Origin of the sequence: Enterobacter sp. JBIWA005, from assembly GCF_019968805.1 — a bacterium.
In the GTDB taxonomy this organism is placed as follows: Bacteria; Pseudomonadota; Gammaproteobacteria; order Enterobacterales; family Enterobacteriaceae; genus Enterobacter; species Enterobacter vonholyi.
In genome coordinates, this window is record NZ_CP074159.1 from 610118 (window position 1) to 627892 (window position 17775).

The 17775-nt window shown below is 55.8% G+C and carries 20 protein-coding genes; 2 read left to right on the forward strand and 18 right to left on the reverse strand.

The features are described from left to right. The first annotated feature begins 215 nt into the window (after positions 1–215). Together hpaR and tsr are read left to right on the forward strand one after the other, a co-directional pair. Positions 216–656, forward strand: coding sequence for a homoprotocatechuate degradation operon regulator HpaR (gene hpaR, locus KGP22_RS02865; protein ID WP_023334396.1), 441 nt, complete (start codon positions 216–218; stop codon positions 654–656). An 83-nt stretch (positions 657–739) separates the two neighbouring features. Beyond that, the gene (tsr, locus tag KGP22_RS02870; RefSeq protein ID WP_223581146.1) at positions 740–2404 is read left to right on the forward strand and encodes a methyl-accepting chemotaxis protein; all 1665 of its coding nucleotides are present in this window, start codon (positions 740–742) and stop codon (positions 2402–2404) included. Between the two features lie 92 nt (positions 2405–2496). Here tsr and KGP22_RS02875 read toward each other — a convergent pair whose 3' ends face one another. The 18 genes from KGP22_RS02875 to KGP22_RS02960 all read right to left on the reverse strand — a co-directional run bounded on the left by KGP22_RS02875 (position 2497) and on the right by KGP22_RS02960 (position 17618). Beyond that, positions 2497–3003 (reverse strand): GNAT family N-acetyltransferase, encoded by a 507-nt coding sequence (locus tag KGP22_RS02875; protein WP_223581147.1) that lies wholly within the window; start codon positions 3001–3003, stop codon positions 2497–2499. Positions 3004–3032: 29 nt separating this feature from the next. Continuing rightward, positions 3033–3506 (reverse strand): hypothetical protein, encoded by a 474-nt coding sequence (locus KGP22_RS02880; protein WP_023615762.1) that lies wholly within the window; start codon positions 3504–3506, stop codon positions 3033–3035. 1 nt (position 3507) lies between these two features. Beyond that, positions 3508–4248, reverse strand: a complete 741-nt coding sequence (locus KGP22_RS02885; RefSeq protein WP_223581148.1) for a winged helix-turn-helix domain-containing protein — start codon at positions 4246–4248, stop codon at positions 3508–3510. A 126-nt stretch (positions 4249–4374) separates the two neighbouring features. Further along, positions 4375–5331: a spore coat U domain-containing protein gene (locus tag KGP22_RS02890; protein ID WP_223581149.1), complete on the reverse strand. Its 957-nt coding sequence runs from the start codon at positions 5329–5331 to the stop codon at positions 4375–4377. After that, the gene (locus KGP22_RS02895) at positions 5322–7610 is read right to left on the reverse strand and encodes a fimbria/pilus outer membrane usher protein (RefSeq protein WP_223581150.1); all 2289 of its coding nucleotides are present in this window, start codon (positions 7608–7610) and stop codon (positions 5322–5324) included. The genes KGP22_RS02890 and KGP22_RS02895 overlap by 10 nt, the downstream gene beginning before the upstream one ends. Beyond that, a complete protein-coding gene (locus tag KGP22_RS02900) occupies positions 7531–8307 on the reverse strand; it encodes a molecular chaperone (RefSeq protein ID WP_223581152.1) in 777 nt (258 codons plus the stop codon). Before KGP22_RS02900 ends, KGP22_RS02895 begins: the two co-directional genes overlap by 80 nt. Before the next feature lie 2 nt (positions 8308–8309). Beyond that, the gene (locus KGP22_RS02905; protein ID WP_149367755.1) at positions 8310–8804 is read right to left on the reverse strand and encodes a spore coat protein U domain-containing protein; all 495 of its coding nucleotides are present in this window, start codon (positions 8802–8804) and stop codon (positions 8310–8312) included. A gap of 32 nt (positions 8805–8836) precedes the next feature. Then, positions 8837–9379, reverse strand: a complete 543-nt coding sequence (locus KGP22_RS02910) for a helix-turn-helix transcriptional regulator (protein ID WP_149367754.1) — start codon at positions 9377–9379, stop codon at positions 8837–8839. Further along, entirely contained in the window at positions 9376–10014 is a 639-nt protein-coding gene (locus KGP22_RS02915) for an EAL domain-containing protein (RefSeq protein ID WP_149367753.1), read from the reverse strand. The genes KGP22_RS02910 and KGP22_RS02915 overlap by 4 nt, the downstream gene beginning before the upstream one ends. A gap of 180 nt (positions 10015–10194) precedes the next feature. Further along, positions 10195–12486 (reverse strand): phosphatidylglycerol--membrane-oligosaccharide glycerophosphotransferase, encoded by a 2292-nt coding sequence (gene opgB, locus KGP22_RS02920; protein WP_223581154.1) that lies wholly within the window; start codon positions 12484–12486, stop codon positions 10195–10197. A gap of 270 nt (positions 12487–12756) precedes the next feature. Then, a complete protein-coding gene (locus KGP22_RS02925) occupies positions 12757–13185 on the reverse strand; it encodes a DUF2501 domain-containing protein (protein ID WP_245405364.1) in 429 nt (142 codons plus the stop codon). A gap of 58 nt (positions 13186–13243) precedes the next feature. Beyond that, on the reverse strand, positions 13244–13972 hold the full coding sequence (dnaC, locus tag KGP22_RS02930; protein WP_115876521.1) for a DNA replication protein DnaC: 729 nt from the start codon (positions 13970–13972) through the stop codon (positions 13244–13246). A gap of 1 nt (position 13973) precedes the next feature. Beyond that, positions 13974–14513: a primosomal protein DnaT gene (gene dnaT, locus KGP22_RS02935; protein ID WP_149367750.1), complete on the reverse strand. Its 540-nt coding sequence runs from the start codon at positions 14511–14513 to the stop codon at positions 13974–13976. A 148-nt stretch (positions 14514–14661) separates the two neighbouring features. Next, positions 14662–15090: an organic hydroperoxide resistance protein gene (locus KGP22_RS02940; RefSeq protein ID WP_111964104.1), complete on the reverse strand. Its 429-nt coding sequence runs from the start codon at positions 15088–15090 to the stop codon at positions 14662–14664. 84 nt (positions 15091–15174) lie between these two features. After that, a complete protein-coding gene (locus KGP22_RS02945) occupies positions 15175–15627 on the reverse strand; it encodes a MarR family transcriptional regulator (protein ID WP_111964164.1) in 453 nt (150 codons plus the stop codon). A gap of 41 nt (positions 15628–15668) precedes the next feature. Continuing rightward, entirely contained in the window at positions 15669–16310 is a 642-nt protein-coding gene (locus KGP22_RS02950; protein WP_223581156.1) for a TetR family transcriptional regulator, read from the reverse strand. Between the two features lie 67 nt (positions 16311–16377). Continuing rightward, the gene (locus tag KGP22_RS02955) at positions 16378–16851 is read right to left on the reverse strand and encodes a threonine/serine exporter (RefSeq protein WP_020885295.1); all 474 of its coding nucleotides are present in this window, start codon (positions 16849–16851) and stop codon (positions 16378–16380) included. Beyond that, positions 16842–17618, reverse strand: coding sequence for a threonine/serine exporter ThrE family protein (locus KGP22_RS02960; RefSeq protein WP_115876516.1), 777 nt, complete (start codon positions 17616–17618; stop codon positions 16842–16844). Before KGP22_RS02960 ends, KGP22_RS02955 begins: the two co-directional genes overlap by 10 nt. Positions 17619–17775 lie beyond the last annotated feature (157 nt).

The window sequence follows — 17775 nt, forward strand, 5'->3', positions numbered from 1 at the left end:
CTGGTTTTATGCTTTTGCTGTTTATTTCGCAATCAGAAGTGAAAAATTTGTGATATGAATAACAATAAATTTACATGTTGGACTTTATTAATATTTAAATCATAGAGTTAATAAAATTGACGGGTTTCTGTTAGACTTTTTGACGGAAAACGCGTTGTTTATAAAAACATCTTTTAGTGATTGTTTACTTGTTAATGATGTGAAGGGGAGACGCTATGCATGATTCATTAACCATCGCGCTGCTGCAGGCGCGGGAAGCGGCGATGTCCTATTTCCGCCCCATCGTGAAGCGCCATAACCTGACCGAGCAGCAGTGGCGCATTGTGCGCGTGCTGGCTGAACATCCGTCGATGGATTTTCACGATCTGGCGTTTCGCACCTGCATCCTGCGTCCCAGCCTGACCGGCATCCTGACGCGGATGGAGCGCGACGGCCTGGTGCTGCGCTTAAAGCCGGTGAACGACCAGCGCAAGCTGTACGTATCGCTGACCAAAGAGGGAAATGCGCTGTATGAACACGCCCAGGCGCAGGTCGAAGAGGCGTATCAGCAGATCGAGGCGGAATACACGCCGGAGAAGATGAAACAGCTGACGGCGCTGCTGGAAGAGTTTATTGAACTCGGAAACCGGCATAACGCAGCGCGGGAAGAAGAGTAAAAACCACAAATTCCAGGATGATTTTCGTAAAGTTTTCCCTTTCCAGGCCGAAAATTCTGTATCTGTCTGAGGAAAGAGAAAACATGTTAAACCGTATCAAGATTGTCACCAGCTTAATGCTGGTTTTAGCGATATTTGGCCTTTTACAACTCACGTCCGGTGGTCTTTTCTTTAATGCCCTTAAGAATGACAAAGAGAATTTCACCGTCCTGCAAACCATTCGCCAGCAACAATCCACGCTGAACGCCAGCTGGGTCGCGTTGCTGCAAACCCGTAATACCCTGAACCGTGCGGGTATCCGCTACATGATGGATCAGAGCAATATCGGCAGCGGCGCGACCGTTAACGATTTGATGCAAATTGCGTCTTCGTCTCTGAAACAGGCGGAAAAAAACTGGGCTGCCTATGAAGCCCTGCCGCGCGATCCGCGTCAAGGCGATGCGGATGCTATGGAGATCAAGCGTAACTATGATATTTACCACGGCGCGCTGGCTGAGCTGATTCAGCTGCTGGGCGCGGGCAAAATCAACGCCTTCTTCGACCAGCCGACCCAGAGCTATCAGGACGGTTTTGAGAAGCAGTACGTGAGCTACCTGCAGCAGAACGACAAGCTGTATCAGGCGGCGGTCGAAGACAGCAACAGCTCCTACAGCCAGGCTATCTGGGTGCTGATTAGCGTCCTGATTGCCGTGCTGGTGGTGATCGTGGCCGTCTGGCTGAACATCAAGCAGACGCTGATCTCCCCGCTGAATCGTCTGATCGACAACATTCGCCATATCGCCAGCGGCGACCTGGTGAAGCGCATTGAGGTTCAGGGCACCAACGAGATGGGTGAACTGGCCGACTCGCTGCGTCATATGCAGGGCGAGCTGGTGCGTACCGTTGGCGACGTGCGTAACGGCGCGAATGCGATTTACAGCGGCGCGAGTGAAATCGCGATGGGCAACAACGACCTCTCCTCCCGTACTGAACAGCAGGCCGCTTCCCTGGAAGAGACCGCTGCCAGCATGGAGCAGCTGACGGCGACCGTTAAGCAGAACGCCGAGAACGCTCGTCAGGCAAGCCATCTTGCGCTGAGCGCCTCCGAAACCGCGCAGAAAGGCGGCAAAGTGGTGGATAACGTGGTGCAGACCATGCGCGATATCGCGGGCAGTTCGCAGAAAATTGCCGACATTATCAGCGTGATCGACGGCATTGCCTTCCAGACCAACATTCTGGCACTGAACGCGGCGGTAGAAGCGGCGCGTGCGGGCGAGCAGGGCCGTGGTTTTGCCGTGGTGGCAGGTGAAGTACGTAACCTGGCCCAGCGCAGCGCCCAGGCGGCACGCGAGATCAAGAGCCTGATTGAAGACTCCGTGGGCCGCGTGGAAGTAGGCTCAACGCTTGTCGAAAGCGCCGGTGAAACCATGGGTGAGATCGTGAATGCGGTAACACGCGTCACGGACATCATGGGTGAAATCGCCTCTGCGTCTGACGAGCAGAGCCGCGGTATCGACCAGGTGGGTCTGGCGGTAGCCGAGATGGATCGCGTGACCCAGCAGAACGCCTCGCTGGTTGAGGAATCTGCCGCAGCGGCGGCCGCACTGGAAGAGCAGGCGAGCCGTCTGACTCAGGCCGTAGCGGTATTCCGCATTCAGCAGGAGCAGATGAAAGCGCGCGAATTCGCTTCTGCGAAAACCGTTGCAGCACCGGCGATGGCGCGTAAAGCGGTTACCGCTGATGCAGGTGATAACTGGGAAACCTTCTAACGCCGTTTGTTGTGCAGGGTGGCGGCTGCGCCTTACCCGGCCTACGATTCAGGGTTTTGTAGGCCCGGTAAGCGCAGCGCTACCGGGCGATATTACAGAGGCAGGCGCATGGCGCAACGCGTTTCATACGCGAAGCCGTGCGCTGTCTCTTCTTCCCTTTTCCGACGCAGTTCAGGCGTCAGCGTCGTCATTTTTTCAAACCCCAGCCGAGCATAGAACGGCGCATTCCACGGTACGTTCCTGAACGTCGTCAGCGTCAGCGCTGTCAGCCCACTTTTACGGGCATGGTCTGCCACGCAGGCGATGAGCTGCCTGCCGATCCCTTTTCCCTGCCAGTGCAGATCGACCGAGAGTTCGACAATAAACAGTGATGACGAATGGGCTTCGGCGAGGATAAACCCGACGGGGTGGTCGTTTGCCAGCGCCAGCCAGCTTAGCCCGCGTTCGACATAGCCGAGGTGTTGGTCAGTAGAAATGACCTCGCCATCGGCAAGCCAGGCGAGTTCCGGGTCTTCCCGAAAGCGCTCCCCCGCCGCGCGTTCAATGGCGGGCAGGACGACAACGTCGTTGAGGGTGGTGGAGCGAATGCGAATGGTCATGGCGGCAAGTATAGCCTGACCCGGAGACATTATTCCGAGCAGATCAGCACCGGCGAATAGAAATTGCTGATCACCAGCGCGTCTTCTGGCGTGCGCTCTATTGTCAGGAGCCTTTTATTGCCCAGCGTCAGGCCGGCAACGTATTTTTCAAAGACCCCGGGCGGCATGGCGTCATGGCTAAAACGCTCGACTTTTTGAATAGCAATCTCATACAGTTCGCCCTCCACGTGACGCCATTTAAACATCTCCTGGCGGGAAACCTCCCAGCTGCGCGGGGCATTCACCACGCTGCCGTTAACCGTGATATACCCCGTTTTGTCGGGATGAAAACGCATAATGATCTCACCGTCAAAGGTGAAATCGTGGCTGTCGCGCCGGTCGGAGAAGGTCAGGTTTCCATCGCAGGCCACCGACAGCGGGGGCGTGTGAAAGTACCACGCCGTCACGGCGCCCAGCAGCAGCAGGTTGAGGAACAGGATTAGCCAAACTTTTTTGTGTCTCATATCACCACTCGTAATAGTAAAGCGTACGACAGGCGCTGGCTTTACCCCGCGTGAGGGAACATTGGGAGAGCACCAGCCGCCCTTCGTGGCCGTAGAAAAGCGTTCTCTGAATGTGCATGTAGAAAATCGAATTTTTCAGGCACGGAAGATGGCCGTCCTTCTGAAGCGTTTGCGCCAGCGTTATTGCCTTCCCGTGAAATACATCCGCCAGCGGCGTAAAGGTGTAGACCGGGCAGGTGCCGATATGCGTCAGCAGATGGATCTCCCGCTGTGAATTTTCTGGCTTGATCAGCGCGATCCAGAGGCATAGCGCAACGACGACCAGCGTGAGCGCGCCGCAGAACAGCCATTCCGGGCGAACGCGCCATGCAGGTTTTGCCGTTTCGGCGGTCGGCGGGGCCTCCTCCAGCGGGGTGACCTTGACGTCTGCGCTGAGCATAAAGCCCGTTTTCGGTACGGTAACGATAAGCAGCGCGTCGGGAAGCAGGGTCGCCAGCATCTTGCGCAGAATGCTGATGTACTGGTTTAAGGAGTTGTTAGATCCCTGGAGCCCTCGCCGATCCCAGACTTCCTGGAGAAAGGTTTCCCGTTCAACCACGTTCCCATGATGCTGAACCAGCAGCTTCATGATGGTATTGGCCGTACAGGTGAGGAGCTGCGCATCCTCATCCGGCGCATTGATAAGAGAAACAGAACCGTCCTCGTCGTTATAGACGATGGCGTCAGCAAGCAGGTATTTCATAAGTTGTTGTAATAAAAACAGAGATAAAAAATAAAAAGAGAAGGTCTACGCCTTCCGGGCTGCATTGCTGGCTATTTTAACGCCATTGTTACCGATAACATTGATCCAGACAGGATTTTGGGTGGTTTAATAAGTCAGCGTGATAATCACGTCATCAATAAATTCCCCGGTACCGGTTAGCGGCTGTGCCGGGACCTCGCCATAAACGGTGTAGTTCTGGGTGCCGCCAGCGGGATTAGTGACCTGCAGCGCATCGCCGCTGCTTTGATCTCCCCAGCGTTGCGTGGCCGCCTCATCCTGCCAGAGCCCGTAGCGCAGGCACTGGCCCTCGCTGTTGCAGAGCTGCCGCTGGTTACCGCTGGCATGGTTGCCTTTGCCCATGGCAAGGGTGAACGCGGTTCCGGCCGGACAGCGCGTGGTGAGGGTGGCGGTGGAACGCGTCGGACGCAGGGTCGCGGTGCTGGTCAGGGTGCCGAAGTTAAGGGGCGTCACGCGCTCGATGTAGCATCCCTGGCTGATCTCGGCCTGCGCGCTGGTGCCGCCCTGCACCTGCTCCCCCTCTGCGGAACCGTCCGAGCAGTTTTGCAGGGCATCCTGACGCAGGGCGCTGTGCCAGGCGATACGCAGATTCATGTTGTAGTTGTAATAGTGGTAGGCCGGAAGCTGGCTTTGCCCTGCCGGAATGGTAGCGATAAGGGGAAAGGTACCGCTGACGTTGGCATTGCTTTGCGCGGCCAGAGTCTGCTGAATCAGGTTCCCGCTGCTGGCAGGCCCCAGCTCCTGAGAGTGCGCTGCGCCGTTCAGCAGGCGGAAGAGGAGGGTGTACTGTTTCCCCTCCTGATCCCCCGGCGAGATCATCTCAAAGGGCGGGGCGTCTACGCTGCTCAGGCAGACGTTGAGATATTCTGTCCTGCCCTCATTGTCGGCCTGGCAGCTAAATTTGACCTCGGTGTTGACGGAGGTGGTATTGCCCGCCACGACGTTGCCAAAGTTAATGGCGGGCATGGAGGTTATCCAGCAGGCCGCCGCCATCGCCTTCACGGACAGGACGAGCAGCAATAATAACGGTGCTCTTAATGACACAGTTGTTCTCCGATATTCTGTATAGATGACGCGGTACGGGGCGCCGGAAGCGTGACCCGGCACTCTCCCTCACCGGTTTTCACCACCAGTTCACCCGGCAGGGGCGGATCTTCAAGCCAGATAAAGCCATCGCGTCCCACGATGGTGGCACCCTGCGGCGTTGACACGACGCTGCCCAGCGGGAGCGGCCTGCGGCGGCTGTCGACCAGCCGGGCCTGAACCGTGACGGCGTGATGGACGTTAAAATCGACTTTGACCGCGCTGCTGTTGCCCGGTCTGGCATGCATGTCGGTGACGGGGGCGATCACATCGGCGGGCAGATCGAGCGGGTTAATGCTGACTTTGCTGTTGTGGTAGCGCGGCAGGTCGGTCAGCAGAAGATAACCGTCCTCATCCGTTTCACCGGCCGGGCGGTTTTCCAGCATCACCGGTACGTGCCCAATGCCGTGCGTGGACACCAGCGCCATGCCCTGCTGGATGTAGCGCAGCGCGTGCAGGCTGCCGTCCAGCAGCGTCAGGCTACCTTCGGCTGAGGCGTACTGGTTGCCCTGGCTGGCACCCTGCTGCAGCCCAACGTGCCATTCGCCCGCTCGGCCCAGATAGCCTACGTCCGCATATCTTTCACGTCGTTCGCCAAAGCCCTGGCCCAGCTCCCATGACCAGCCGCCGGCCTCATCGTCCGGCTGGTGGCGGTAATCCATGCGCGGCGTATCCCGGCTGGCCTGAGCTGAGAGCGTGTCCTCGCGACCCAATGGGACGGAAAGCAGCAGCTGAACGTGGCTCGACGCGTCCGTAAACGAGCGGGTATAGCTCAGCGTGGTGGAGATGTGTGCCGGCAGCGACACCGACCAGGAGGCGTTGAGGTAGCGCTCTGTGCTGCCCTGAATGTTCTGCTGTACCCAGCCCGCGCCCACGGTGCCAAAGTGGGGGATGGACTGGCTTACCCACACGCTGTCGCTGCGTCTGACGGGCGCGGCACCGCTCATGCGGGCGTTGTCGGCGAAATCCGCCCCGGTATGGACGGTGCTGGCAGAAATGCCCGTTCCTCTGCCGTTCCACTGCCAGCCGAGGCCCCACTGAACGCCCTGACCGTAAGGGCTGTCGCTCACGGCAACGTGCTGGCTGACCACCCCTACGGCGGGGGAGACCAGCCAGTCAGCGCCCGTACCCACGTTGTGCAGCCTGCGCTGCTGCTCCGTATGCAGCGCCAGCGTCAGGTGATTATTCACCCCATAGCGCCAGCCCGCGTCCAGCAGCGGCGAGGCGGCATAGTCGTCGGAGTGCAGGGCGTAGTTTTCCCGCATCCAGCCGATGTCCAGCGAACCGCTGCTGAGCCCTTCCGCCAGCATGCCTGGCGCGCCGTAGAGATCGAGCTGTACGGCGCGACGCTGGCCGTTGATATCGGTAATGACCACCTCCGCCTGCCCGCTGCCGGTGAAGGAGGGCAGGGTATCCAGCAGAAAGTCTCCCGGCGTGACGCGCTGGCTGCTCTGCTTAAGTCCGTCGATATATAGATCGACCGTGGAAGGCAGCACGGCCGTGTCGCTGTAGCGGCTACGCGGTTCGGTATTGAGCTGGGGATTAAGCTCAAAGTTACGTGCCCAGTGCAGCCCGCCAAAGTGTACCTGCCGGCTCCAGCGGGTGCCGGTGGTGATGCTGTCGCCGAGCGCCAGCGTGGTCAGCGAGTCGGTGTTGTCCCACTGCCAGCGGGTTTCGAGACGGGTGTGGGTAGGCCGACCGGCGCTGTTTTCCTCCCCGGCATGGCTTGAAAAACTGCTGCTGAACGTTCCGGGCAGCCCTCCGGAGGCGGTCAGCATGGTCTGGGCGTTAAGCTGGCGCTTCCCCTGCGCGTCGCTGGCGTAGAGCGCGTATCCGAGCGTATAGGCGCTGACGGGCTGCGCATCAGGATAGCGGTACATCGGCGTGGGCCTTGAGACGGTCAGATGCTGCTGGCCCTCGAGCGCCTCTGCCTCTGCGGTAATCGACACCTGCTGGGACAGCGCGTCGAGATTGACCTTCAGGCCCGGCAGGGAGGTCAGCTCAACCCACTCTGCGCGATCGTCCGGGGCGTGAAGCCCCAGCTTTTTCATGTCGCTGCGGCTTATCCATAGCGCATTATCCACCACCCGGCAGGCCCACAGCTCGCCTCGCGGGGCGTGGTTCACGGTAATGGCCAGCCATTGTACGGTGTCGGCGGGTTCAGTCCGGGCTGACAGCATGAGCGGTAGCCAAAACAGGAGCGCGAGAAGCGAGCGGGCGCAGGGGTATCTGGCTGGCATGATGGTCATCATTGAGATAGACGCGCAGCGAGCTGAGCGCGTGTCGTGAGGGCTGCTTGAGCGATAAAAGGGCGATTTGTCCCGGGAGCACATAGCCCGCCAGGCCTTTAATCGACCCTACAACCTGCCCATCGGCCGTCAGGGCCTCAAGGTGGCTCAGGCGGATATGGCGGTTTCCGGCGTTAAAGCAGCGGAGAGTGGCCGGTATGTCTGCCTGCTCACAGCTCAGGGCATCGTGGCTGGCTGGCGCGCTCTGGTTCCCGGCAATAAACACCGGAATCGAGTAGCGCAGCAGGAAGTGCACCGCGGTGGGATTGGCGGCGCGGGACGTGGCGTCCGGCAGTTCGTCGATGACCAGCCGGTAACTTTGCTCCTTTGCACGGTTGCCTGGCTGCATGACGATAATGCGCACCAGCTGCTGCTGGCCCGGCGCCAGTGATGTCATCGCCGGGCTGGTGACCACCTCCCCGGTGTTCACCAGAACATCTTTACCGTTTTTTTGCGTCCATTCGTACACCCGAATCTGCGCATGGATGGCCGCTTTCCCACTGTTAGTGAGATAGACCGCCGCTGCCCGCTGGTCGCTCTGCAGATCGAGCGTTACCGGGGCCACCTGAAGCGTGGCGGCCAGCGCGTAGCGTGACAGCAGCGCCAGCATCATGAGCCACAGAATGAAGCAGGGAAGGTAGCGACGCACGATCAGTACTCCAGTTTTAACGTGATATCGTCGCTGTAGGTACCTGCCTGGGCGGTTGTCAGCGCCCCGGCTTCAATGACGCCATACAGGGTTTCCTCCTGTTCCGCACCGTTGCCGGTATCGTCCAGGCCATTCGTGCCGGTGATTTGCGTCTGTTTGCCTTCGTCGGCAAAGAGTTTCCACGCAATCTTCTGTGCGCCCGTTTCGCCGTTCTCCGGCTTCAGCCAGAAGGTTCCATTTTCCCCGTCGTTGCTGGTGGCGGTGAGGGTGAAAGGCGTACCGTTGGTACAGACGATATCGACCTGCGTTTTGGCCTGGATTTCGCTCGACTCATCGGAGCCGTGACGTGAGAAGTTGAGGTCGTTGGCTTTTAGGGTGCATGACTTTACGACCTCAAGTGATACGTGCATCGTCGCGCTTGCGCTACTGTCTGCGGCGATCGCAGCAGCAGGAAGCAGGAGAACGGAACAACATGCAACGGTGGGAAAAATTTTCATGATTTTATTTCCTGACGTGAGTAACAGTGGAATTACAAAGCGAATGACTGAGCGTTCAGCAGGCAGAGTTTTCGATGGAATTCCGCCAGGCTGTGGCAGCAAAATTTGTTCATCGCGTTACGCTTGTGGGTGTAGATCGTTTTAGGGGACTTATTCATGATTTTTGCGATGCGAACCGGACTGAATCCTTTATGGAGCAACATGCAAACCCGTCTCTCCTGATACGAGAGCATGGCGGCGTTTTCGAAGGCGAATGTCGTGTCGCTAAAACAGTGGCTTAGCTGCGCAAAAGAGAGGTTGTCCGCGACCACTCGGACCCGCTCGTTGCGCAGGAAGGCGTGAACGTCGCAGACCCGCGCTGCATCCGTAAATACCAGCCAGTTCTCTCCAACGTGTGTATTGAGTAGCCGTTCCTGCAGGCGCAAAAGCCCTTCCGGATTAACGTCATGGATCCAATACATCTCCGGGCGAGGGGTAACGGCCGTCGAGATCAGCGAAGTGAGGCCAAGCCATAAAAACGTATTCCCGCTCAGAACGATAACCTGATAACCAGCATTCAGAATGAAAGGGGTCATTTTCTACCCCACAGATAGCCCTGGCCGTAATCGGCCGCGCTGGCGCGGGCCAGCGCGAAATCACCCGCGGTTTCGATGCCTTCGATCAGTACCTTGCTGGCGACGCGCTTGCACTGGCGGGTGAGATGCAGAAACTTTGCCTGCTCGGTCCGTCCGTTCCAGAAGGTATGTTTGTCAATTTTGATGCCGCAGAAGCGGATCTGGCTGGTCAAAAGTTCGGGAAGAAGGTCTTCGCAAACATCGTCTGCCCACACTTCTATTCCCCACTGATGTAGCGTTGCGATGCATTTCCGCAGCGCCCGGCTTTGCGTATCGTCGAGTTGTACCATCGTATGGAGATCGGTGACCTCGATAGCAAGTCTCTCCGGGCAGGGTGTTTCTTCTTTGAGCCTGTCGAGGAAGTCCGTTTCCAGCAGTAAATCCGATGTCGCATTGAGGTAATACTTGTCGCCCTCTTCGCAAAACATGGCATGACGAAGCTGCGCAAAGAAGTGCGCCTTACGCTGCGTCGAGGACATCGAGCCAAAGTAATCTTCAAGATCGACGTGTGGCTTTGCCGTGGACAATACCTCCCAGGCAATCACATTTTCGCTGCGCAGGGCCCGGATGGATTCGAACTTATAGCCGGTTAGCATGATAAAAGTGCGTAACGCTCCGTGGTGATTTCAGGAGCTGCACATTTTATTGATTTGGTTTTTGGCGGGATATTTATAGATAAAAATGGCTTATATAAAGTGTTTTTATCTAATTTATAAGGATTATAAAGGATTATTTATTTTCATAAGCGCCCGACAGAATGCCGGGCGCAACGCGCATTAACCCGCTTTGCTGATGATTTTGATTTCGACCATGCCAATTCCGATCTCGCGCGGTGAATGCCCAAGGATATTTCCCTCATTCGTGGACTGCGGGTCCGGTGGCACGATCACCAGGGTATCGCTGCGCGAAGGATTCTCAAAATGTAGCGTGTGCGTGCTCACGTCGTATCCAAGCGTTAACGTCTGCTCCCGATCCCCCACGCGCACGGGTACGGGCTTGTTAGCATTGGGGCCATACGCTCTGGCGGTGATCACCAGGTCGAACTGTTCCGGCAGCGGATGGGCGTATTCAATTTTCACCTCATTGCCCAGCTGCGCGTTGGACCAGCGCCCCCAGGACTCCGGACGCGAGATGCCGCTAAACTGCTTCACTTCTTCCGGTGCGCCGGCCACGTTAAAGATAAAGCTATCCGCTTTGTAGCGAATATCGTTATCGCTAATTTTCAGCATGTCGATGTTGTGCTGATAGCGCGCGGTATCAATCACCGTATCGTTGAACGCGGTTTTGCCCTTCCACTGCGCCTTATCCACGTGCTGCACGGTTTGCTCCCCGCCGAGCTGACCCTGAGAGACGCACCAGTCGGTAGAAAGCGCCAGCGGCTGCGACCAGAGCTGGCCCATTTTGTAGCATCGGTCGACCCAGACAAAATTATCGCGTGGCGCGAAATCGGCCAGCTGATAGCGCAGCGGCGCGGAATATTCGCTTTCCGGCAGCGGCTCAACGCGCCCTTCCGACACGCGCACCAGCAGCGGCAGACGGAAGCTGCTGCCCGAGAAGGCAATCGTGTTTTTATCCCGATCGACGGTGAAGTCCTTCATCTCTTTCGGGAAGTTCCACAGGCGGATAATGTCTGGCTTCCAGGCGAGGATTTTATCCTTCATGTTGAGGAACACTTCCGACAGGGACTGCCCCGACAGCGTGCTGCGACCAAGGCCAATAAAGTTGTCGCCGCCCAGAATGTCCAGCACGGTTGCGCCGTTATCCATGGAATTGCGTTTGGTGGCGATCACCTCCTGCTGCGGCTGGTCACCGCGCAGCACGAAGAACAGGTTGCTGCGATCCTGCTTATTGAGCTGATCCCACGCGCTGTTTTTCATCGCCAGATGGTCAGACGAAACGACGATGACGGTGTTTTTAAACCAGGGCGAGGCTTTGATTTTCTCGACCAGCGCGGCAATGTGTTCCTGACTGCAGGTGACGGCGCTGAAAGATTTGTTGCTTTTGCCGTTCACGTCATAGCTTTTGCGTTTGCAGCTGCGCGAGACAAATCCGTCCGGATGATGTGTGTCCACCGTCAGCGCGAAGAGAGAGAAACGCTTGCCCGCACGGGACAGCTCCTCGAATTTCTTCCAGGTTTCGTCGAGTACCGTATCGTCATAGAAGCCCCAGTCGTTGCGGTAACTCGGATCGGCAACCGTCGTTTTTAACTCTTCTGAGCCATACAGGTGGTCAAAACCGTGGGATTTCAGGAACACATCTTTTCCGGCAAAGCGCAGGTTTGCCCCCTGCACAAAATAGTTTTCGTAGCCGGAATTTTTCAGGATATCGCCGAGGCAAATATTCTGCGGGAAGAAGGTCGACATGGAGGCTGAGGCGTTACCTTCGAAAGGCGCGAACAGCGGAATACCGCACTGGGATGCAACCATCCCGGCAATCGTATAATCCGTACCGGGCAGCTGCATGGTGTGGCTGAAATCGAGCCCTTCATTTTTCAGCGCACCCAGGTCCGGCGTCAGCTCCGGGAATGCATCGTTATCAAAGTACGTGCGTTCCAGGCTTTCACCGTAGATATAGACCAGGTTGAGCTTCGGGTTGGCGATCGTTTTCGACGGTTCTTTGTAGTAAGCCACGAAATCCGGATCGCCGTCGCGCGACTGCGATTTCACCAGCTCGGTGATCTGATGGAATGCCGGGCTGGCGTCGACGGAGGCCAGCGCCAGGAATAACGCCAGCAGGCTGTAGCCATGATGGTGCGGATGATGGCGACGTCGACGCAGCACCCAGGCCAGTGCGCCAAATATCGTCACCAGCGCGACGATAAGGCCCAGCCCCGGCAGAATGTACTTGCCCACACCCGCGCCCGTCAGGCTGTTCGTCAGCGTGTAGAGTACCGCATCGTTAATACCGTCACCGGTAAAGTAATCGCTGGCGTATAAGGTAATGTTTAAAATAATAAAAATGCCGAGCACCACCAGCGTGGCGATAAACCACCAGGTGTTACGGCCGGCTTTCCACGCGTAAACGCCGACAGAAGCCAGAAAAAGGATAAGAGACATGAATTCAGACAACAGCATATCCTCGTGACGCCAGATAATTCGCTGGCTAACTGTTTATTTTTTGGGTCATACAATGTAATTGCGATGTCGTTAAGCTGCAATTTTAGTGTCACGAAAGTGTGCTGTTGTTAGGATTTGGTTTAGAAAATCGTTTTTATGAAGACGTGCACATCCTGACAAACGGACGCTGAGGCGGTGGCAGGTGGGGAAAACGCTCATTTAGCGCCGCGCTGCAAGACTATCGCATTAAACGCGGCGTGTTGTGGCAGAAAATGGGGTGGATCAGGAGATGAAATTAACGCCTTGTTTCAGCACCAGATCGCAGGCTTTGGTTTTCACCTGTTTTGCCAGAGAAGAGTTGCCGAGGGTGCTCAGATTCAGCTGCTGCCCATTTTGTGCGTTAAGCAGGCCCTGAATGCCGTCCATATAGTTGGTGTCCGCTTTTTGCTCCTGGGTATCCAGACCCAGTTTACCCAACACCTGGTTTTTCACGTTTTGCGCATCGGTCACGGAGGCCAGCTTTTGCTTCGCGCAATATTCCAGAATCCCCGCCGCGTTGTTCATCGTGCCCGCACTCAGACTCTGGGAGCTGTTGCCCAGCAGGCTGGTAAGAGAAGAGGCGGAGAGTCCACCCTGAGAGCTGCTGCTCTCTTTGGTCAGCTCATTTGCTGCGCTTGACAGGGACTCCTGCCAGGACGCCGCTTGCGCCATACATGTCAGTATGAGTGGGGCGAAGACTAAAACTGCAAAAAGACTTTTTTTCATTACGTTATCTCACATTCTCTCGGTAACTTTCCCAATCAAAGTTCAACCAAAGCGTACCGCCTAATTTCATTCTGTCCATTACCCTCTCTCCGAGTTGTTTGTTCAAACCTGCTTCATCAAGATTGCTCAGGAGCCCAGTAGGCCGGCGAGAAGATGTTCTTCTGTCGATAATTTGGTTGATGATAACCTTCTCATAACGCGATTCATTCTGAACACCAATTTCATCAATCACAAGCAAGTCAACAGAGCTTAATTTATCAATCAGCTTTTCTTCTGAATCTGCTGATGTGCCATTGAAGGTTTCGCGCATGGAAGACATGATATCTGCCACGGTAATTATAAGAACCGTTTTACCTCGCCGCAGGAGATCGTTACATATGGCGGCGGCCAAATGGTTTTTACCAGTACCAGGATTACCACAAAAAATGAACCCGCCCATCGATTTATCAAAATCAACGGCATACAAGCGCGCTTTTTCTCTGACAATTTTTTGATTTGTCGTATTGGCCTTGTAATTTTCGAACGAACACCCCTGGTGTAAGGTTCTTATTCCTGAACGACCAAAGGATCGTTCCATGCTTTTGGCAATATTTTCGCGAGCAATAAATTCAGAACGCTTTCGCCCTTCTTCTTGCTGCCAGGCCATCAACTCCTCACTGTTTTTAAAGCGAGGCTCAATGCCTTCAGGTATGATTTTTTTCAACCTGTTCATCAGACTGCTAACGTTTTTCATTTCAACCTCTAAAACCTTTTGGAACGGTATAGTTAGGTTTGGCTATTTCGTTAATGTCAGATTTTGCCTTTCCACCATTACCAGCGCGGGTGATTTGAAGATGACGCGCGAGCTTTTGCTGCCACTGAATATGGGTGAAGACTTTACCTTCCGCCTGCCACCAGGCAGTAAACGCGGCAAGCTCTTCCGCGGTGGCCGGTTGGGTTAACGCAATCCCCCACAGCGCGGCCTGCCGCTGAAAATCCGCATCCGGCTGCCAGCCCGCGTACAGGGCAAATTTTCCCATTGGAACGGTCACGGGAACGTTGACCGGTTCATCAAAGAACTGGTTGTCCAGCGTGACATCGCTCGCCGGGCGTGACAGTTGCGCTTCAATCTCCAGAAGCTGTGCCAGGCGTTCCGGCGTGATTGCGTAGAACGCCGGCGCGTTGTCGGCAAAAACGGCTACCGTGCCGCCTTCGGCGTGGGTCAACACACCGCGTGGGTCGCGCATAAAGGCATCAATGCCAGCAATGCTGGTGGTCAGAATTCTGGAGGACATAACGCTTACTCTACTGATTACTACGGGCGTGATATGGGCTTATGGTAGCACAGAGAGGGGAAAGGGAAGGAGGGGATTTCCCCGGTAGCGCTGCGCTTACCGGGGCTACAGTCGTAGGCAGAATAAGCGCAGCGCTATCAGGCAGTTATCACGCAATGATGTTCAGCGTGACGTCGATGTTGCCGCGGGTCGCGTTAGAGTACGGGCAAACAATGTGTGCCGCATCGACCAGCTTTTTAGCTTCCGCAGGATCCATACCTTCAACATGGATGTTCAGCTTTGCTTCGATACCAAAACCGGTTGGCAGCGGGCCAATCCCCACTTCGCCTTCAATATAGGCATCTTTTGGCAGGGTGAATTTGTCGCGTGCGGCCACGAACTTCATCGCGCCCAGGAAGCAGGCAGAGTAGCCCGCAGCAAACAGCTGCTCAGGGTTAGTCACTTCTCCGCCCATGCCGCCCATCTCTTTTGGCACACCCAGTTTGACGTCCAGTACGCCATCGGAGGAGGTGGCACGGCCGTCACGGCCACCGGTGGCTTTTGCTTTGGCGGTATAAACAACTTTTTCTAAAGACATGGCAGGTTCCTCATCTTGTTTTGATATGTGCTATTAAATAGCGTGCGATATATGTGGGTAAATAATAACGCGTAAAGTATAGCGTTACGCGCGGTGTAGCTGTTGTCGCAAAAGTTCGAGCTGCTGTTTGAGCGCCAGCAGGGTGTCAGTATCACACTGCGCTGCGCAACCAACCGCATCGGGAATACCCAATGCCTGCTGCTGGAGCTCGCGTCCCGCTTCACTCAGGGTGACGGCGACCTGACGTTCGTCTTTACGCGAACGGTGACGGTTGATTAGGCCGGCACTTTCCAGCCGCTTCAACAGCGGCGTCAGCGTCGCAGAGTCCAGAAACAGCCGTTCGCCGATGTCCGACACCGTTATGTCATCCTGCTCCCATAGCACCAGCATCACCAGATATTGCGGGTAAGTCAGGTTCAGCGGTGCCAGCAGCTGCCGGTACAGCTTATTAAGCGCCAGATTTGCCGAATAGAGAGCAAAGCAGAGCTGGTTATCCAGCTTGAGCGCAGCGGTTGCGTCGTTCGTTTTCGCGTTCATGAGATGAATATAGATAGTGTGCAATTTAATTGCAAGCAATTTTATGGGCAGGTGTAACGGAGCGCTACCTGAACGGCCATTTTACGGTAGTGCTCGCGCTGAGCCTGTTCGTCTGCGCCATCTTCAAACAACAGCGTAAAGGTGTAGCTGTTGGCAACGTAGTGAAAGCTGAAGCTGCTTATCAGGCGGTGAAGATCTCGGGCGTCAACGGTCTGGCTGAATAGCTGTTTTTCTTTGCCCCGGAGCAGGATGCCCTCCAGCAGGTCGAGCGCGCTACGGTTGACTTGGCGAAGATAGTTCGACTGCTGCATAAAGCGGCCGCGCTGCATGTTTTCCATGCAGATAATCCGGATGTAATCCGGATGGTCGGCATGATAGTCAAACGTAGCTTCAACCAGATTGACCAGCGCTTCGACGGGAGGCATTCCCGCCAGGCTAAGTGCTTTTTCACTGGCGCGAATCTGAGTGTAAACATGTTCCAGAACCAGGAGATAGAGGTTCTCTTTATTCTTAAAATGGTAAACCACCATGCGTTTGGTCGTACCCGCTTTCTCCGCGATCTGCTCCATGCGGGCACCGTTCAATCCATACTCGGCAAAAAGCGCGATGGCGCTCTGAAAGATTTTCTCTTTCAGGCTAGATTCTTCGCTGTGCTCGGGGTGTTCGCTGTCAGGGTTAGCCACATCCTTTCCTTATTTTCACCAAACGGACCAGAAGGATTATCTCCACGGCAGCGAAATAACACAAATATCAAACGCGTGGGCGTTTGCGGTACAGCCACAGCCCGGGGATCGACAGCCCGATAGAGAGCGCGCCAACGATGGACGACGCCTTAAGAAAGTTGCTCAGAAGAAGGATCATCTGAGGTTCGGTGTAGCCAAAATGGCTGATTTTCACCGCGGAAATCATCGCTGTGTACGCAGATATGCCCGGGAACATCGGGATAACGGCGGCGACGGTGAACACTTTGGGATGCGCCAGATACCAGCGCGACCACTGGATGCCGATACTGCCAACCAGCATGGAAGCCATAAATGTTGACCATTCGATGTTAAAACCCGCCGTCATCATCACCATTCGCGAGCCATGACCAATCGCGCCCAGCAGTGCACACCATGGCAACGCGCGTTGCGGAACGTTAAATACCATCGCAAAGCCGACGGCAGGAATGGCGGCCAGAAGCATGTCCTGTGCCAGCGCCAGCAGAAAATCTATCACGCCCATCCGCGTAACCCCCAGAGTGTCATGGCCATGACCACGCCGATGCAGGTCGCCAGCGTCAGCAGGCTGGCAATAGCCCAGCGTGCCAGACCTGTATTGATGTGCCCTTTAAACATGTCGGCGACGGCGTTTATCAACGGAAAGCCCGGGACCAACAGAAGCACGCTGGCGGCCATAGCAATCGTCGGGGTGCTGGCAAACTGCGGCAGGCGCAGCAGCAGACCGGAAACCGTGGTGGCGACAAACGCGGTAATACAGAAGTTAATTTGCGGATGCAGCTGTCGGTGCGTCAGCAGCTGGCGAACATACATGGCGATGCTGCTGGCGAAAAAGGTGACGATCGCACCGTCCCAGCCGCCTTTATTGAGCTTACAAAAGCAGGCGCACGACAGCCCTACCATCAACACGACAAGCCAGCGCGGATAACGTAATGGCTTAATTTGGCTGAACCTTTTTTCAATCTCCCGAAGTTCGAGAAGCTTATGTTCAGCAAGGATGACGATGTGCTGCACTTCGGTCACGACGTGCATGTTAATGCCACGGTCATGGTTTTTGCGGGTGGAGGTCAGGCACTGACCGTCTTTGATCGTGGTCAGCACAATGGCGTTGGATGAAATAGCGCTTTCAACGCTATCCATACCCAGCGCCAGTCCCAGTCGGGTGGAAAGCTCCTCAACCAGCGCGCTTTCCGCGCCGTGCTGGAGCAGAAAAAGACCGCACTGGATACATAGCCGCGTGATAGCACGCTGCGTTGACCGATCTGCCTGCATGTATTGTCCTGAAAAAGGGTGAAAGTTGCCGGTTGGCCCATAGCGATTATTTTTAACACAAAGTGCAGTGTCTCTTGCTGTGGGCCAGATCAAGGTTTATGCAAACAGTTGCCGCCCCTTAGTGCGGAAGAGGTTGGGATTAATTTATCATTTTCAT

Coding starts and splice junctions, on each gene's coding strand:
- KGP22_RS02940 (WP_111964104.1), bottom strand. CDS start 15,090: ATGTCTTTAGAAAAAGTTGTTTATACCGCCAAAGCAAAAGCCACCGGT.
- KGP22_RS02915 (WP_149367753.1), bottom strand. CDS start 10,014: ATGCTAACCGGCTATAAGTTCGAATCCATCCGGGCCCTGCGCAGCGAA.
- KGP22_RS02880 (WP_023615762.1), bottom strand. CDS start 3,506: ATGAGACACAAAAAAGTTTGGCTAATCCTGTTCCTCAACCTGCTGCTG.
- KGP22_RS02875 (WP_223581147.1), bottom strand. CDS start 3,003: ATGACCATTCGCATTCGCTCCACCACCCTCAACGACGTTGTCGTCCTG.
- KGP22_RS02905 (WP_149367755.1), bottom strand. CDS start 8,804: ATGAAAATTTTTCCCACCGTTGCATGTTGTTCCGTTCTCCTGCTTCCT.
- KGP22_RS02895 (WP_223581150.1), bottom strand. CDS start 7,610: ATGCCAGCCAGATACCCCTGCGCCCGCTCGCTTCTCGCGCTCCTGTTT.
- KGP22_RS02910 (WP_149367754.1), bottom strand. CDS start 9,379: ATGACCCCTTTCATTCTGAATGCTGGTTATCAGGTTATCGTTCTGAGC.
- dnaC (WP_115876521.1), bottom strand. CDS start 13,972: ATGAAAAACGTTAGCAGTCTGATGAACAGGTTGAAAAAAATCATACCT.
- KGP22_RS02955 (WP_020885295.1), bottom strand. CDS start 16,851: ATGGGCGTGATAGATTTTCTGCTGGCGCTGGCACAGGACATGCTTCTG.
- KGP22_RS02945 (WP_111964164.1), bottom strand. CDS start 15,627: ATGAACGCGAAAACGAACGACGCAACCGCTGCGCTCAAGCTGGATAAC.
- hpaR (WP_023334396.1), top strand. CDS start 216: ATGCATGATTCATTAACCATCGCGCTGCTGCAGGCGCGGGAAGCGGCG.
- tsr (WP_223581146.1), top strand. CDS start 740: ATGTTAAACCGTATCAAGATTGTCACCAGCTTAATGCTGGTTTTAGCG.
- dnaT (WP_149367750.1), bottom strand. CDS start 14,513: ATGTCCTCCAGAATTCTGACCACCAGCATTGCTGGCATTGATGCCTTT.
- KGP22_RS02885 (WP_223581148.1), bottom strand. CDS start 4,248: ATGAAATACCTGCTTGCTGACGCCATCGTCTATAACGACGAGGACGGT.
- KGP22_RS02925 (WP_245405364.1), bottom strand. CDS start 13,185: ATGGCGCAAGCGGCGTCCTGGCAGGAGTCCCTGTCAAGCGCAGCAAAT.
- KGP22_RS02960 (WP_115876516.1), bottom strand. CDS start 17,618: ATGCAGGCAGATCGGTCAACGCAGCGTGCTATCACGCGGCTATGTATC.